The following is a 15144-nucleotide window of genomic DNA, read 5'->3' as shown; positions in this document are numbered from 1 at the left end:
ACCCGGTTTCCAGTGGATCGTAAGGCTGCTCCACTTAAGTGAACAGCATTACGGCCCAGGCCGGGGGTTTTGCTTTGTACAGATTAAATCTCCCGCACGTCCCCCCCGCCGAATAGCCCGTCTACACTCGAAACATTCCCCCCAGCCATAACGAGACCGTTATGCCCAGATGGCCGACCGTGCTTTTTTTGCTGTCGCTGATGACCTGGACCGCAACGGCTGGCGCGTTGACTCTTACCGACGAAGAACGTAGCTGGCTGTCGGCTCATCCGGAATTGCGCCTGGGCGTGGACGCGTCCTGGCCGCCGTTTGAATTTCGCGACGAACATGGGCGTTATCAGGGCCTGGCAGCGGACTACATCAATGTCATCCGTCAACGGCTGGCCATCAAACTCACGCCCATCGAGCCAGTCAGCTGGACCGAAGTCTTGCAGCAGGCCAAACAAGGCAAGCTAGACATCTTGCCGGGCATCATGTCGACTCCCGAGCGCCAGACGTATCTGTCGTTCACCCGCCCCTATCTCGACTTTCCGATAGTCATTCTGGCTCACGTCGGAGGCCCCCAACCGCGCAAACTCGAAGACCTGTACGGGCTGAAGATCGCCGTGGTGGAAAACTACGCCCCCCATGAACTATTGCGCACCCACCATCCCGACCTGAATCTGGTGGCGATGCCCAACGTCAGCTCGGCACTGCAGGCGCTGGCCACCGACGCTGTGGACGCCGTAGTAGGCGATCTCGCCTCCAGTGTCTGGAGTCTGCGCCAGCTCAAGCTTGACGGGCTCTACGTCAGCGGTGAAACACCCTATCGCTACCAATTGGCGATGGCCGTGCCCCCGAACAACAAACTGCTGGTCAGCATCCTGGACAAAGTCCTGGCAGACATGACCCCGAGTGAAATCAGTGCCATCCAGGAACATTGGGTCGGTAACGTTCTGGACCATCGAACCTTCTGGCTCGACGTGCTGAGTTACGGCCTGCCAGGATTACTGTTTCTGGTGATCGTGCTGGCAGTGGTTATCCGGATCAACCGCCGACTCAGTTCGGAAATTGCCCGTCGGGTCGCTCTGGAACAGGAGCTGCGCAGCAGTGAATACCATTACCGCGGGCTGGTGGAGAGTCTTTCAGCCATCGCCTGGGAAGCCCGGATCAGCGATTACACCTACAGTTACGTGTCACCTCACGCTCAGGACCTCCTCGGCTATCCCCTGCCCCATTGGCTGATTCCAGGCTTCTGGCGCAACATTATCCACCCCGCGGATCTGACCCGGGCCCAGACCTTCTGCGACCGTGAAGTGGCGGCCGGACGCGATCACAGCGTCGATTACCGGGTCATCACCGCTGACGGCCGTTGCCTGTGGGTCCGCGACATCGTCAGCCTGATCGAGCACGCCCATGAACCGGTACTGCGCGGGCTGATGATCGATATCAGTGAAGCCAAGCGCACGGAAGAGGCGCTGCGCCTGTCGGAGCAGAAGTTCGCTTCGGTGTTCCAGCAATGCCCGGATATTCTGGTGATCGCGCGGCTTTCCGACGGTTGTCTGCTGGAGGTCAACGAAGCGTTCGAAGAACAGATCGGCCTCAAGGCCGAAGACGTCATAGGCCAGACCGCCACCGACCTGAACATCTGGGGCGTACCCGGCGTGGGGCCGGGTTTGTTGCAGCGCTTGCAGGCCGGCAGCATCCGCAACCTGGAGATGCCTTTTCGCCGCAGCAATGGTCAGGTGTTCACCGGCCTGATTTCCGCCGAGCCTTTCGATCTCGATACGACCCCGGCCTTGGTGGTCGTCGTGCGGGACATCAGTCAGCTCAAGGAAACCCAGCAACAACTGCAAACCTCCGAAGAGAAATTCGCCAAGGCCTTTCATGCCTCTCCCGACGGCTTGCTGCTGTCCCGACAGAGCGACGGTTTGCTGTTGGAGGTTAACGAAGGCTTCAGCCGTATTACCGGCTTCAATAGTGCGATGTCCGTGGATCGGTCGGCCCTGGACTTGGGGATCTGGGTCAACCTCAACGAACGCAAACAGATGCTCGAGCTGTTGCACCGGGATGGTTTTGTCCGCGACTTCAGTTGCCACATCCGCCGCAAAGACGGGCAGATCAGGCTCTGTGAGGTTTCAAGCCGGCCGTTGCCCATCGGCGATGAGGACTGCATGCTGACCATCGCCCGGGACATTACCGAGCGGCATCTGATGCAGGAGAAACTGCAGCAGGCCGCCACGGTGTTCGAGAGCACTGCCGAGGGTGTTTTGATCACCGACACCCAACAGCACATCAGCGCAGTCAATCGTGCGTTCACCGAAATTACCGGTTATAGCGAGAGCGAAGCGCTGGGCCACACCCCTCGCCTGCTCGCCTCGGGCCTGCATGACAGCGCATTTTATGCGGCGATGTGGCATCAATTGACCGCCGACGGTCATTGGCAGGGCGAGATTTCCAACCGACGCAAGAATGGCGAGCTCTACCCGAGCTGGCTGACCATCAGCGCGGTGCGCAACCGGGATAAACTCATCACCCACTTTGTTGCGGTGTTCGCGGACATTTCCAGCCTCAAGCACGCGCAGGCCAAACTCGACTACCAGGCGCACCACGACCCGTTGACGGGCCTGCCAAACCGCACGCTGTTCGAGAGTCGGTTGTTGACGGCACTGAACAGCCAACAGGAAAACGGCGGCCAGGGCGCGGTGCTGTTCCTCGACCTGGACCGTTTCAAACACATCAACGACAGCCTCGGCCATCCGGTTGGCGACCTGCTGCTCAAAGGCATTGCCGTGCGCCTCAAGGAGCAGCTGCGCGATATCGATACCGTGGCGCGGCTGGGTGGCGACGAATTCATCATCCTGCTTCCCGGCCTGCAACAGTCCAGCGATGCCGACAACATTGCCACCAAGCTGCTCAATTGCTTCGCCGCTCCTTTCCAGGCCGGCGAGCACGAGTTTTTCATCAGCGCCAGCATCGGCACCAGCCTGTACCCCAAGGACGGGTGCGACGTCGCCACGCTGGTCAAGAATGCCGATGCCGCGATGTATCGCTCCAAGGCCAAGGGCCGCAACCGGGTTGAAAGCTACACCCGCGACCTCACCGCCCAAGCCAGCGAGCGCGTGGCGCTGGAACATGAACTGCGGCGTGCCATCGAGCGCAATGAGCTGTTTTTGTACTACCAGCCCAAAATCAGTCTGGACGATCATCGAGTGGTCGGCGCCGAAGCGTTGATTCGCTGGCATCACCCCACCTTCGGCGATGTACCTCCCGAGCACTTCATTCCCCTGGCCGAAGAAAACGGCATGATTCTGCAAATCGGCGACTGGGTACTTGAGACCGCCTGCCGACAGATGTACGAGTGGAATCAGGTCTATGAGTGCCTGGGCCCACTCTCCGTCAACCTCGCGGGCGCGCAACTGCGCCAGCCGAACCTGCTCGGCCGAATCGAGCAATTGCTCAAAGACAACCACCTCAACCCCGGCTTCCTGCAACTGGAAATCACTGAAAACTTCATCATGAGCCAGGCCGAAGAGGCGCTGGCGGTGCTGCATCAACTCAAACGCCTGGGCGTGCAATTGGCAATCGACGATTTCGGCACTGGCTATTCGTCCCTGAGCTACCTCAAACGCCTGCCACTGGACATCCTCAAGATCGACCAATCCTTCGTCCGCGGCCTGCCGGACGATCCACACGACGCGGCCATTGTTCGCGCAATTATCGCCCTGGGCCGCAGCATGCAATTCACGGTCATCGCCGAGGGCGTCGAAACCCAGGCGCAGCAGCAATTCCTGGCTGCGGAGGGCTGTGAACAGATCCAGGGCTACATCGTCAGCCTGCCGCTTCCCCCTGACGAATTCGCCGCGACGTTTCTTCGTACAGCCGTATTGGATTTTTCGGATAGCACAGCTGAGAAACCATCGCTATAATCCGCGGCCTACTGAGGGCCTATAGCTCAGTTGGTTAGAGCAGGGGACTCATAATCCCTTGGTCGTAGGTTCGAGTCCTACTGGGCCCACCAAACAAATCAAAGGCTTACGCTTAACGGCGTAGGCCTTTTTTGTTTTCCGATGAAAAATCTTAACGAATTGCTAAACGAATGCCGCCTGTGCCTCCGCGCCACCGATTAGACGCGCGCCAAGTAGTGGCCTTTCGATTTCATCCGAGCGTATGCTGTGAAAAATCACGTCATCAGGGATCGATATGAGAAAGGCACTGGCAGTACTGGCAATGAGCTTGGCACTTAGCGGTTGCGCTACCTCGCACTACACGAGCGGCAAGGATTTCCCATCAGAGAACGTAGCTAGCATCGTTAAAGGGAAGACAACGACGACGGAACTTAAAAACCTCTTTGGCGAACCCTTCGCAAAAAGCCCAGTCAACGAAACCGATGAAAAGTGGGTCTACACCTACGCAAACGGCTCTGCTCACGCACAGAGCTACATTGTCACCATGAAAGTCACCACCACCGGCACGCAGAAGACTCTAGACGTGCTAATCCGTAATGACACGGTAATCAACTTTACATTCAATGAAGGGCAAAACCCTTACAGCTCACAAACCAACTAAGCCACAGATTAGAAAAACAAAGGACGAGCCAGTGAACAAAATCAACAGCATGCTATTAGCCTCCACCCTAACAGCATGCCTGCCAGCGATGGCCGCTCCTATTTATCTAGACTGCGCCATAAAGCACGCAGATGGAACTATTGAGTTCACGGTAAAAACCGATGAGGACACAGGAAAAATAACGCAAACATATAAGTCAGGCGAAGCATTCAACGCCGAGGGATTTTATTCAACAAACCAAATTTCATATCAGACCTCCGATATTGGCGGGGGAGTAAAAATTACCTACATCTATACGATAGACAGAAGTGACCTATCGCTAACAAGATTATTTAGAGCAGAACCTGCAAACCCAGCATATGCGTCTCAAATTCCAGCAAAAACTTCAACTTCGCAAGGCGTGTGCGAAATAGCAAAAGCTGCAAAACGAAAAATATAACCCTATTTCCTACGCCCACATCACGCCCGGATATGGCGAAGCATCTCTGTCTGGCACCGGCTTAGTAGCCTGCGCCACGCCGCGCACCAGTGCGTTGTAGCGACTCTTCGAGCTACCCTTGCAATGCTCCATGTGCGACGTAAGCCAACCGCCGTGTTTAGCTAGCCATCTGCGCGGGGGCATCGACTCAGCAGCCTCTATCGCCCATAGCAAAAGCTGCTCGTCGCTGGGTTGATCGTCTTCTTCAAAATCAGGAACCATATTGTCCGCACTCCTGGTATTGCCCGAGCGGATTAGGCTCGGGCGGTCGTAATCAGCCAACGATGTATGCCGCGTTTTCAAGGCCATGCACTGCCATGTGGTGTGCAGTTCGCCATGCGTCATCGAAGGCATTCGCGTCGAAGACATTGCCTACAAAGATGCTGGAAATATCTCGCGGTAACGGCGAACCTCCTAGCCGCTTGAGTTGGCGGATATCGACCTCAGCGACCTCGATACCTTGCTGGTTGAATCGCTCAAGCTGGGCGGTGAGTTTGTCGGCAGCTGCCTTGATTTTGCTGTAGTCCAGGGCAAGCGTTTCATACTTACTAATCACTTGGTCACGTAGCACAGCAGCACGGCGAACCCGATCCTGTTCGACTTCGGTGGCGAGCTGGTCTTCTAGGGTTTCCAATCGCAGTGACAAGCGCTTAACCAGTCGGGCGGTTGCGTCGATACGATCCTCGATTTCGGTTACGTCCGCGCCACTACGAGCGCCTTTCTCCCACTCGATACTGAGAGAGTCAGACAGTGCCTCGGCTTCGCTCAGTTGTCGTTTGTGCAGCTCGATCAATTCAGGCGTGTTCATTGCGGATATTCCTCAAAAGATTCAAAAGGTCGCGCAAAGCGGTCTGGGACTTCGAGCCGACTGGCCGACCAGATCCATTAAGAGCTGGGTGTCCCGGCTGGAAACGGCCCTTCACGTCGCGGATAGGTTGGGCTGCGCCAACCTCGAAAGCTTGCTTAGCCATGCGCGGGCTCCTGGTCAGCAGTGTTCAAGCTGTAGCCCGTGAACTCGTCGTCTTTTGGCTTCGCGTTAACTTTGAGAGTGTTGTTAAGGATCGTCGCCAAGGTATTTTGGACTTGCTTATTAGTTGCCTGTACTGCTTTAAGTTCATTGGTGAAGGCTAGGATAGCGTCCAATAACAATTTCAAAAGTTCTTCGTTCATATAGGCATATCCGTTTAAGTTAATTGGGTTTCGACCAATTAATTATACCCGATAGAAAAGCGTACCTATGGCGACGCCAAGTTTCAAAAGTTGCAACACAGATAGATAGCAAGCTAAGCATCAGGCGACATATTGGACAGTATTTGGACATTATGTATGGTGTGCCGGGTGTGCCGGGTTTTTCGACATTCATTATCTTTCTGAAAAAATAATGTATTGATATTTCACTACTTATATTTTTTGAAAGGTTGGGGTATCTCAGATAACACGGCACAAGCGGCACACATTGCACAAAGAAAAGGGGCCGCTATGGCCCCTTCTAGTTATTGCTGTTGCATGCTCCAACCTGGACGAATCTCCAAGCCACTTACATGCTTCCCGTGTCGATCACGCGTACGCCCGAAGCCCAGCCGCTCCAGCCTATCTACAAAAGATTTCTGCTTAACCTTCTGACCGATACCCTGATCAGACGCCCAACTCGTAAACGTGTCATACAGCTTTTGAGAACCGACCTTACCTAAGGTACTCCGCTCACACACATCATCAACGAACTGGGCCACCTGATCAGCCTCTAGGCGCCATTCCTCTTTAGCTTGGCGACTGCTCTCAGGATCGGTAAAGCCATGCTCTAGCGCCTCGCTATACGCAGCTAAAGACAGGTTGAGAATGCCGGGAAGCTCAGCAAGCAACTTCTCTTTGAGCATCGGGTCCGTCTGGCCCAAGCTGGCGTCAAATTTTCTGTTGAAGCGAATAACCAACGCACGCCGGAACAAGGCATCAGAAAAGTCCCGTGTGTGTGGCATGTGGTTCGTACCAAACCAGCAGGTAGCGTATGGGCGCATGACAAAAGGGTCTTGGAACTTATGCTCAACCGTCGCAGGCTCGCCCGACACAATGCCTTTCAAAGCGGCATCAGCGATTACCTCGCCTTCCCGAATTTCAGTAACAATGTTGGCTAGCTTCATATGCAGATGCGCACGAGAAAAAGCACGGTCGAATTGCGAAGGCTGCACACCGGACACATTCTCAGACCCTAGCAGCGCCTCCAGCACCGACAGCAGAACAGATTTACCGTTGCTGCCACCACCGATGAGCATAATGAATCGCTCATGCCTGCAATGCGTCATCAGCGTATATCCGAGCATTTCCAACAGTGCCCGCGCCTTCTCCTTGCCATCGCTATCAGGCTCGAAAATCTCACCTAGAAACTGAGAGAAGCGAGGTGCAGAGGCTTCAGACTGGTACTCAATAGGAACTTGAGTGGTTCGGTACTCCAGCTTGTTATGAGGCTCAAGCTCCCACTCACCAGTCAGATCATATCGCACCAGAGCCCCGGATAAGCAGTTCACAGACTCAGGATCGCCCAAATTGAAGTCATGGTCCCTGCTGTAAATCGCGGTTTTGAAAACATCTGCGACGTTATTGACCACGTTCGCTGTAATGGCCGTGTGTGGTGCAAGCGCCCTTTGAACCAACTGCTTTACCGCTCGATCCTCAGCAACTCTCCAGACACCGCGACTGAGCCACTCGTAAACCAACGGCCCGGATGCAAGGATGTTGTCAGCACCGATAGAAACCAAAACACGCTGCGCAAGTTCAAGATGGTCCTCGTGATCATCATCATTCGCAGCAGGGGCCATCTCGCGCAAAGTGCCCAGGCCGATACCTGTTTGTTGCTTGATCGCTTTGAGCAGCCGGTCACGCTCGATAGGACTCCGGGACAAAGCCTCCGCTACTAGGCTTTCAATATCGGACGATTCGCTCTCATCACTCAGTAATTTCACATCCGCACTGATTTCTGAGTATGGCCGCGCCGGAAGAGGTGCATACCCTTTGCGTCGGGCTCCTTCAATCATTCCAGCCAGTTCAACCCCCATTAGCGCCGAGGCACGCTCTGCACCTCGCTGCTTTGCCACCTCAGGAGCTACGGCGGAAAAAACCAAATGAATCAACTGATCGTCAGCACCCTTTGCCACCAATCGGCCAACAATTCGCAAAGCGTTTTCGTGAACACTCTCACCCTGCAACAACTCAGCTAACAGCTCAGTGTGATCACTGCTGCCACGCTCTCCAGAATCATTAGCGGCGCTTAGGTGCGGCTCCTTGAGCGTGCCCAGCCATTCGGAGAACTCGGCCCATGTGTAACGCTGACCGCTTTCATGAACAATGCACGACCTTACAGGCTGCGCTTTAGTGTGGTTGAAGCCAGGCAAGCGCATGACACGTGGCAAGTCGTGAATGCTCTTGTCACTGTCTACTAACGCAATCAGCTTTCGCTGAGCAGCTTCAAACTCACTCAACGGCACACCATCCACACACCAATACGCATGATGCTTACCGGGTGACGACTCAACAATGATCGACGGAGCAAAGGGGACAAACGACAGCCGATCTAGATGATCATCGATTACGTCGAAGTCCACATACAAGGCTCGGACGCGAGTAATGCTAGCGGCGTCATGCCCTCCCGCATTCACGACGGCGTATGCGCCCCACCCAGCAATATTTTTCGCCTGCAAGTCATACAAAGAATTTGCCTTGCGTGCCCCTTGCATCGGGTGGATAGCTCGATAGTGCCAATCTTGCGGCTGCGAATCAGGGTCTAACAACGCCAAGAATCGCAAAGCTTCATCAACGTTTGGCAAAGGCTTCTGAGAAGGGACGGTCATTGCTCATCCCCATGGTAGCTGGCGATTATTTGCACACGCTCCGCCTCAATCAGACCGGCAAGTGCTTTGCCGGAATTGAACGCAGCCAGATAGCGGCGATTGACTTCAACCACATCAAGCGGCGCGGACTTAAGACTATCGAAGGCCTTCACGAATACGCTAATTGCGAGCGCATCGTCGTTATCGTTAGCACTGATCAACGAGGCATTACCGATCATTTGGTACAGTCCTGCAAGGGCTTTCACTTGCGTGATTTGCTGAGCATTCATGCCACAAGCTCCTTTTGTTGAGCCAATCGAACCAACACATAAACTGCAACACGCGGATGAATACGGCCGAAGCGATCAGGGAGGTTTTGACGCTTGGTCAAAATCTCGTGCCCTTGCTCTCGCAACTCAATCACACGAGCGCCTGGCATCATCACGTTGTAGCGATCTCGCAGCTCAAAGGTACTTGCGGGATGATCTATCAGCACGGCCAGGACACGCTGCCGCTGCGCGTAAGCGCTAGTAGCTTTCAGGTCAGCCACTTTCTGGAGGCAAGCCGATACCATCCCCACATCGCAGGGTTGTTTAATCTTCATGATTAAGCCGCCTCTGTTTTTACTAGGAAGGCTTCGACGGCAGATGATCGCCATGCAACACGGCGGGGGCCAAGCTGGATCGGCTTAGGAAAGTGGTCTGCGCACACCCAACGCCATAGGGTTACAGGCGAAACGCCAAGGGCGGCACACACCTGCTTTTTGTTCATCATCATCAGTGTAAAATCAATCGTCATCTCATTACCGTTTGGTAGCGAGCTGGCTTTTTTCATTGACGGCTGTTTTTCAGCGCCCTATGATTCCAATTGTTCAGAAAGGAAGGCCAAACTCGTTTTAGCGTTTGTGCCTCGCAGTAGTGAGGTGAGACTCACTCCATGCAAAGCGATTTAGAATCAGCTCAGTGCGTTTCACTGGGCTTCTTCACGTTTCTATTTTAGCATGGATGTTTTAGGTCAAAACGAAAGCTGGCCGATCAGTCAACTTTCGAGAGTCAAGCCCAGTATCTCTGTGCCCGACAGCGATTATGAGGTTTTGCCAAACACCCCTTTTAGCACGTTATCAGCAGGCGCAACGCCCGCGAGCTCATCTAGATAACGCGCCCATCTATCCAAATCCCCGCGCTTCTCCGGTAGATAATTCCATCGATCATAATGCTTTGCCTGGACGCCTGACCGGCCATGCGACAACAGCCATGCGCGGCGCTCTTGATTCACACCCAACGACGCCAAGTGAGTTTCGATAGTCGCCCTTAGTGTCCGCCAGGTGAAACGGCGAGCCTCACCTTTCGACGCAAGCTGATCCCCAAGCGCGGAAAAAATATCCAGCGCAGTACCGGGTGTGATATTGACCTTGCCACGCAAGGAAAACGGCCCCGGTGCTTTACCTGCATCTTGAAGCGCCATCAGTGGAGAAAGGATTTCGCGCAGTCGCTGAGTCATCGGTAACAGATGCTCCCGTGGCGGCGTTCCTTTACCGCCCTTGAGGTCGATCAACCGCATCACCTCCCCATGCTCGCCATCGTCGTAAAGGTCATTCCAAGTGACACGACAAAGCATCTCTACCCGCTGCCCAGCCAGATAAAGCATTGCTTTAGCGATTGCGCGACGGCGATCCGGCAAATCCTCAACGGCTAGAACAACCGCCTTCAATTCTTCTTTGGTCAGCGCCCAGGTATTCGCCTGATTGGCGCCTTCAATAGTTGGCACGTCACGCGCGGGGTTCGATTTGAGGCCATATTGAACAGCGTTACCAGCGCGGAGTGGATTTAGGTCGCTCGCAAGCCCAAACGAAAACGCTGCCTGAAGGTAGGAGCGCAATTTATCAGCCTGCCGCTTCTTACCATTGGTTGCTGACGCCTTGGTCAAGCGAACGCCACGCCCTTTACTAGCTACTGAGCGAGTCAGGCAACGACGCAGAATGTTGGCAATATCGCTGGGTTCGACTTCCTTGGCCCTGCATTGCGACAATTCCGGGAATGGATCGAGAACATCTAGTTTTAGCGCACCACGCACAGCTCTGGCACTGGACTTGCCCCTTCGCTCCATATCGTCAACATAGGCATTCAGCATTTGGCCCAGCGTCCCCTGCCTTGCCTCAACTTCGGCAGCACGCAGGGTTAAGCGCAGGCGCTCCTTTTCCGCATCCTCATAAGCATCAATGTTCGGAAAGGCACGGATCTCCAGAGACTTAGCAGCAGCGTAGGCCCGCCACTCAACCAACGTTTTGTCGGAGTAGATCCCCAGCTTTAACCGCTCCTGCTTTCCTTCTCTGCGCAGACTCAAGTAAACCAGCACACCAGTAGCTCGGCGCTCAAAGATAAGCGAACCCGTTCCCTTGCCCTCCAAAGCCTCGGAAATAGTGCCTTTCTTCAAGGCTGTGATCTTGCTGTGAACCAGTTTCTGCGCCATTCCGAGCCCCTAAATTCTCTTAACGAACTGCTCAACGAATCATAGCAATTCTAGGAGATAATAAGAAACGGCACGAAACGTCAAATAGGCCTGAAAGCCTTGATTTATCTGAAATCATCGTTTCAAGAAGCATCAGATAATTTCAAATCTTGTGACTCATAATCCCTTGGTCGTAGGTTCGAGTCCTACTGGACCCACCATACTCAAAGCCGCGCATTGCGCGGCTTTCGTGTTTCTGGGTGGATCACCACAGATACAGTCCTATGGCCCAAGGGTACAAATGTAGGAACAGAGCTGGTTCGCCAGCCGTCCAGGGCACCCTCTCATTCAAGTCTCGTCAAAATACCTTCCGGCATCTGGAAAGCTCTGATTTGCAAAACTGGCCGGCTGATCATCGCTAAAACCGTTGTAAACGGCTTGCCTGATCCACCTCGTGAACTCCCTTCTCAGCCGGTGCAAGTTCGGGGAACTCAATCAGCAGTGCCTTGTTACCCCTGGCGATGTGTTCCATCACCGCCAAGGCGATGTTTTCACGCACCATCCCGACCGAGACGTAATACATGGCCCAGGCTTGTTCCGGGGTGCAATGACCGATCTGCTCCTCAATCTCCTTGTAGGCTTTGTATTCGTCCGACTCCAAGTAGCATTGGCAATCACCTTGGTACATGATGTTTCTCCTTCCCTAGAACCTCTGCGACACCCCCTACGTCAGTCGGCTGATAAGGGCTGCCCTTGCTCCCTACGTGATTACCAGTTCTCCAAATTGGCAAGCCGAAAAATCCAGAAAAGCCACGTACAGGCCAAACCGGAATAGATTAATCTCCTTTTAAATTATAAACCCACATCATACTTACGGAGTAACTCTTCAATACGGCTCAACCGCTGTTCATTAATAACAATTGACTGATTATCCAGCGACACAAAGCCATTTGCGATGAGCGCTTCATATCGCTCAGTCATCTTTATCAGCACTACCAATTCTTTAATTTCGCTTTTAATTTCTCTGTAAATACCCATAGCACCCTCATATAGAATAAAGACCCCATAGAATAACAAAGACGACAACCCTGTCAGATCACGTACCACTCTTCACTTTGGTCCAAACCCGGGTGCGGACTCGCTCCAATTGCAATGGCAGCGGTTCAAGTGGAACAAGTGTGGCAACCGTTTTTTTGTCTGGATAAATCCAAGAATTTTCTCGCAATTTTCGCTCAACAAATTCAGCGGCATCTTTATTAGCATTAGGATATAGGGTGTGGTTTGAGGTTTTGGCAATAATTTCTGGTCGCAACATATAATTAATAAACGCCATGCCTTCCTTTGGGTGGGGAGCATCTTTTAACAGAACCAAATTTTCCGACCAAACCAGCGCTCCCTCGCGAGGAAGGCTGTATGCAATCTTGCGCCCAGTGTTAGCTTTCTCATTCATGGCCTGCGCAGCAAGGGCACCATTGGCCCATCCTACAACGGCGCAAATATTGCCATCGGCTAGGTCAGCGTCGATTCTGGAGGAGTCGAAATAGAGGACGTAGGGACGGATTTTTAACAATAGGGCTTGAGCTTTCTGGTAATCATCCGGGTTCCTACTGTTGCTAGGGAGCCCAAGGTAATGCAAAGCAATTGAAATGATCTCGCTTGGAGAGTCGAGCATTGCCACACCGCACGACTTAAGCTTGCTGATATTTTCTTCTTTGAAGATCAAGTCCCAGCTATTCACCGGAGCATTATCACCCAATGCTGCTTTGACTTTATCAACATCATAGCCAATGCCGGTGGTGCCCCATAAATAGGGCACAGAATAGCGATTACCAGGATCATTGACCGCAACCTGGGACAAGATATCAGGATCGATGTGTGACAAATTACTCAGTTGATTACGATCCAACGGCTGAAGGACTCCCGCCTGGATCAGGCTTGGCAGCACATTGGAGGTAGCCACAACCACGTCATACCCCGTGCGCCCGGCCATTACTTTACTCTGCATGATTTCGGCGCTGTCGAACGCATCCATTTGGACTCTGGTGCCGGTTTCCTGCTCAAACTCCTTTGGGGTCTGCGGTGCGATAAATCCGAACCAGTTATACAGAAACACCTCAGGCTCTACAGCCCCCACTGATGTGCTTATCCCTGCACAGAGAAGCGAGGCCGCAAAAAGGGTTCGCAAAGGTGATTTGCTCATACAACTATCCTTGTCAAGACGATATGCCCTCATGGCCATCGTGAGTCCTGATCGTGAATATACCGGGCATTGACGAATAGTAAATACCTACGAATACTTACCCCTGACCTACGAATCCCTAACCCTAAAGGGGTAGAAAATGCCACTCGACCGTCATAACCTGGCTTGGCACCGATCGATTGGAAAGCTGATCATGCAGTTGAACCGTCCAGAATTCTGGAGTTCACTTATTCGTATATTAAATGAATATGTGCAAATCGATAACTGGGTCGTACTCATATTTAGCAATACACAAGTGCAAGTTGTCAGCCTTCCTGAAGTAGCAGATACAGAAGAGATAGATGCATTCACTCATCGCTATGTGAAGGGGCTTTATATGCTGGATCCGTTTTATATTGCGAATCGAGAAAACCCACAGAGCGGCTTCTTTCATATGCTGGATATTGCGCCAGAGCACTTCCTTAAAACCGAGTATTATCATCAATATTTCGCGCAATATATTTCTGTCGATGAAGCGCAGTACAATGTCCAGCTTGACGCCGATAGAACGCTATGCATTTCCTTTGGCAGCAAAACCCGCTTTAATCAAGAGCAAATAACAATACTTGACATTATCAAACCATGGGTGACTGCGCTAATGCATCAACGCATGTGTTTTGAGGTTGACGTAGAAAAAGACCTCCCTGAGCCAACTTCATGGTCAGAAACGATCATTCAGCTGGGCACACAAATAACAACGCGCGAAAAGGACGTACTTCAATTATTACTTAGCGGCTTTTCTAACAAAGAGATAGCCGGAAAACTTGCCCTGTCGACAGAAACTATAAAAGTTCACCGCCGAAACATTTACGCCAAATTAAACATCAAGTCACAACCCGAACTATTTGCTCGATTTTTTATGCCAAAACAGGATATCTTCCCTGCAAATTGAAGTCAGCGCTTGGCACTTTTCAGGCCCAAACACTCAACGACGGAATCGCCTGCACTGGCCGCAGCCGCTCAAGCATTTCACCCGTCAACACAACCTCATAGGTATCCGCCGGCCTACCCCATTGCTCCACAATGGTCATGCCGTCTACTAGTGCCGCGCCCAATTCGGTAATCGTATCGGCCAATGCCTCTACGATTTGTTGAGTCCGCAGCCACACACGATCAGTAATCTCTTTAAGTTCGGCAGTTATGCGCTCGGACGAGGCTGGATCTGTATCGGGGTAAGAGATATTCCGCAGCAAGTGTCGTAACTCCCTTACTTTTGCGTAATCCTGTTCCGCCCCAAGCTCTCCATTCAGGATGGCTGTCGCTTTCGATTTATCGACGAATTTCCTGGCTGAGTGCTTTGTAGATAATGTCTGACTCATAGCGCCAGCAAAAAGCACAATCAGCCGACCTTCCAGATGTTCCTTCATTTCTTCTATGGAAGAGATTGACCGCGCCAAGAGAATGGAAGCCCCGGCCTGATGCCTAAAGTCCATGGTGACTTTCAGGGTCACATCACCCGTTTCAAAGCCCAAGGCTCGGGCAACTACGTAGTGCCCCATTTCGTGATTCGCAATCTGCAATGCATGTTCCCGCATAGCGGGAGGCATCTTCTTCATCATTGCCAGCATCTCCCGTCACAGTCCTTAGTAGCGCATTCGACTACGAGTTACGAC

General features: G+C 52.8%; 16 protein-coding genes and 1 tRNA gene. 5 read left to right on the top strand and 12 right to left on the bottom strand.

Going from position 1 to position 15144, the window contains the following annotated elements; all coding sequences use genetic code 11:
* Positions 1-161: 161 nt before the first annotated feature.
* From BK662_RS07990 to BK662_RS34620, 4 genes are all read left to right on the top strand, one after another.
* Positions 162-3908 (top strand): bifunctional diguanylate cyclase/phosphodiesterase, encoded by a 3747-nt coding sequence (locus BK662_RS07990; protein ID WP_123357621.1) that lies wholly within the window; start codon positions 162-164, stop codon positions 3906-3908.
* 15 nt (positions 3909-3923) lie between these two features.
* Positions 3924-4000: transfer RNA gene (locus BK662_RS07985), tRNA-Ile, on the top strand.
* A 182-nt stretch (positions 4001-4182) separates the two neighbouring features.
* Positions 4183-4548 (top strand): hypothetical protein, encoded by a 366-nt coding sequence (locus BK662_RS07980; RefSeq protein WP_123357620.1) that lies wholly within the window; start codon positions 4183-4185, stop codon positions 4546-4548.
* Between the two features lie 31 nt (positions 4549-4579).
* A complete protein-coding gene (locus BK662_RS34620) occupies positions 4580-4987 on the top strand; it encodes a hypothetical protein (RefSeq protein WP_148057923.1) in 408 nt (135 codons plus the stop codon).
* Positions 4988-5300: 313 nt separating this feature from the next.
* Here BK662_RS34620 and BK662_RS07970 read toward each other — a convergent pair whose 3' ends face one another.
* From BK662_RS07970 to BK662_RS07925, 11 genes are all read right to left on the bottom strand, one after another.
* Positions 5301-5834: a hypothetical protein gene (locus BK662_RS07970; RefSeq protein ID WP_123357618.1), complete on the bottom strand. Its 534-nt coding sequence runs from the start codon at positions 5832-5834 to the stop codon at positions 5301-5303.
* The gene (locus tag BK662_RS34745; protein WP_185047095.1) at positions 5821-5997 is read right to left on the bottom strand and encodes a hypothetical protein; all 177 of its coding nucleotides are present in this window, start codon (positions 5995-5997) and stop codon (positions 5821-5823) included. Before BK662_RS34745 ends, BK662_RS07970 begins: the two co-directional genes overlap by 14 nt.
* A complete protein-coding gene (locus BK662_RS07965; protein ID WP_123357617.1) occupies positions 5990-6196 on the bottom strand; it encodes a hypothetical protein in 207 nt (68 codons plus the stop codon). The genes BK662_RS34745 and BK662_RS07965 overlap by 8 nt, the downstream gene beginning before the upstream one ends.
* Positions 6197-6519: 323 nt before the next feature.
* Positions 6520-8865 carry a phage/plasmid primase, P4 family gene (locus BK662_RS07960; protein WP_123357616.1) on the bottom strand — a complete coding sequence of 782 codons (2346 nt, stop codon included), beginning with the start codon at positions 8863-8865 and terminating at the stop codon, positions 6520-6522.
* A complete protein-coding gene (locus tag BK662_RS07955) occupies positions 8862-9134 on the bottom strand; it encodes a hypothetical protein (protein ID WP_123357615.1) in 273 nt (90 codons plus the stop codon). Before BK662_RS07955 ends, BK662_RS07960 begins: the two co-directional genes overlap by 4 nt.
* Positions 9131-9448: a helix-turn-helix domain-containing protein gene (locus BK662_RS07950; RefSeq protein WP_259695887.1), complete on the bottom strand. Its 318-nt coding sequence runs from the start codon at positions 9446-9448 to the stop codon at positions 9131-9133. Before BK662_RS07950 ends, BK662_RS07955 begins: the two co-directional genes overlap by 4 nt.
* 2 nt (positions 9449-9450) lie before the next feature.
* A complete protein-coding gene (locus BK662_RS07945; RefSeq protein WP_221179098.1) occupies positions 9451-9678 on the bottom strand; it encodes a helix-turn-helix transcriptional regulator in 228 nt (75 codons plus the stop codon).
* A gap of 249 nt (positions 9679-9927) precedes the next feature.
* Positions 9928-11313 (bottom strand): tyrosine-type recombinase/integrase, encoded by a 1386-nt coding sequence (locus BK662_RS07940; RefSeq protein ID WP_123357614.1) that lies wholly within the window; start codon positions 11311-11313, stop codon positions 9928-9930.
* Between the two features lie 397 nt (positions 11314-11710).
* On the bottom strand, positions 11711-11980 hold the full coding sequence (locus BK662_RS07935) for a hypothetical protein (RefSeq protein ID WP_123357613.1): 270 nt from the start codon (positions 11978-11980) through the stop codon (positions 11711-11713).
* Between the two features lie 164 nt (positions 11981-12144).
* Positions 12145-12330, bottom strand: coding sequence for a hypothetical protein (locus tag BK662_RS07930; RefSeq protein ID WP_123357612.1), 186 nt, complete (start codon positions 12328-12330; stop codon positions 12145-12147).
* A gap of 58 nt (positions 12331-12388) precedes the next feature.
* On the bottom strand, positions 12389-13492 hold the full coding sequence (locus BK662_RS07925; RefSeq protein ID WP_123357611.1) for a polyamine ABC transporter substrate-binding protein: 1104 nt from the start codon (positions 13490-13492) through the stop codon (positions 12389-12391).
* Between the two features lie 139 nt (positions 13493-13631).
* Between BK662_RS07925 and BK662_RS07920 the strand changes: the two genes are divergently transcribed.
* Positions 13632-14423, top strand: coding sequence for a response regulator transcription factor (locus tag BK662_RS07920; protein ID WP_123357610.1), 792 nt, complete (start codon positions 13632-13634; stop codon positions 14421-14423).
* A gap of 19 nt (positions 14424-14442) precedes the next feature.
* On the opposite strand, the gene BK662_RS07915 is transcribed toward BK662_RS07920, so the two are convergent.
* The gene (locus BK662_RS07915; protein ID WP_123357624.1) at positions 14443-15090 is read right to left on the bottom strand and encodes a zinc metalloprotease; all 648 of its coding nucleotides are present in this window, start codon (positions 15088-15090) and stop codon (positions 14443-14445) included.
* Between the last annotated feature and the right edge of the window lie 54 nt (positions 15091-15144).

It is taken from the genome of Pseudomonas frederiksbergensis, from assembly GCF_003732275.1.
GTDB lineage: Bacteria > Pseudomonadota > Gammaproteobacteria > Pseudomonadales > Pseudomonadaceae > Aquipseudomonas > Aquipseudomonas frederiksbergensis_H.
The sequence above is the reverse complement of the archived record's forward strand: the minus strand, read 5'-3'. Positions and strand labels throughout refer to the sequence as shown.

Bases quoted from the DNA above. Each gene is read 5' to 3' on its own strand.
- BK662_RS34745 (WP_185047095.1), bottom strand. From the start codon at position 5,997: ATGGCTAAGCAAGCTTTCGAGGTTGGCGCAGCCCAACCTATCCGCGAC.
- BK662_RS07950 (WP_259695887.1), bottom strand. From the start codon at position 9,448: ATGAAGATTAAACAACCCTGCGATGTGGGGATGGTATCGGCTTGCCTC.
- BK662_RS07970 (WP_123357618.1), bottom strand. From the start codon at position 5,834: ATGAACACGCCTGAATTGATCGAGCTGCACAAACGACAACTGAGCGAA.
- BK662_RS07960 (WP_123357616.1), bottom strand. From the start codon at position 8,865: ATGACCGTCCCTTCTCAGAAGCCTTTGCCAAACGTTGATGAAGCTTTG.
- BK662_RS07920 (WP_123357610.1), top strand. From the start codon at position 13,632: ATGCCACTCGACCGTCATAACCTGGCTTGGCACCGATCGATTGGAAAG.
- BK662_RS07980 (WP_123357620.1), top strand. From the start codon at position 4,183: ATGAGAAAGGCACTGGCAGTACTGGCAATGAGCTTGGCACTTAGCGGT.
- BK662_RS07940 (WP_123357614.1), bottom strand. From the start codon at position 11,313: ATGGCGCAGAAACTGGTTCACAGCAAGATCACAGCCTTGAAGAAAGGC.
- BK662_RS07990 (WP_123357621.1), top strand. From the start codon at position 162: ATGCCCAGATGGCCGACCGTGCTTTTTTTGCTGTCGCTGATGACCTGG.
- BK662_RS07965 (WP_123357617.1), bottom strand. From the start codon at position 6,196: ATGAACGAAGAACTTTTGAAATTGTTATTGGACGCTATCCTAGCCTTC.
- BK662_RS07925 (WP_123357611.1), bottom strand. From the start codon at position 13,492: ATGAGCAAATCACCTTTGCGAACCCTTTTTGCGGCCTCGCTTCTCTGT.
- BK662_RS07930 (WP_123357612.1), bottom strand. From the start codon at position 12,330: ATGGGTATTTACAGAGAAATTAAAAGCGAAATTAAAGAATTGGTAGTG.
- BK662_RS07945 (WP_221179098.1), bottom strand. From the start codon at position 9,678: ATGAAAAAAGCCAGCTCGCTACCAAACGGTAATGAGATGACGATTGAT.
- BK662_RS07915 (WP_123357624.1), bottom strand. From the start codon at position 15,090: ATGATGAAGAAGATGCCTCCCGCTATGCGGGAACATGCATTGCAGATT.
- BK662_RS07955 (WP_123357615.1), bottom strand. From the start codon at position 9,134: ATGAATGCTCAGCAAATCACGCAAGTGAAAGCCCTTGCAGGACTGTAC.
- BK662_RS07935 (WP_123357613.1), bottom strand. From the start codon at position 11,980: ATGTACCAAGGTGATTGCCAATGCTACTTGGAGTCGGACGAATACAAA.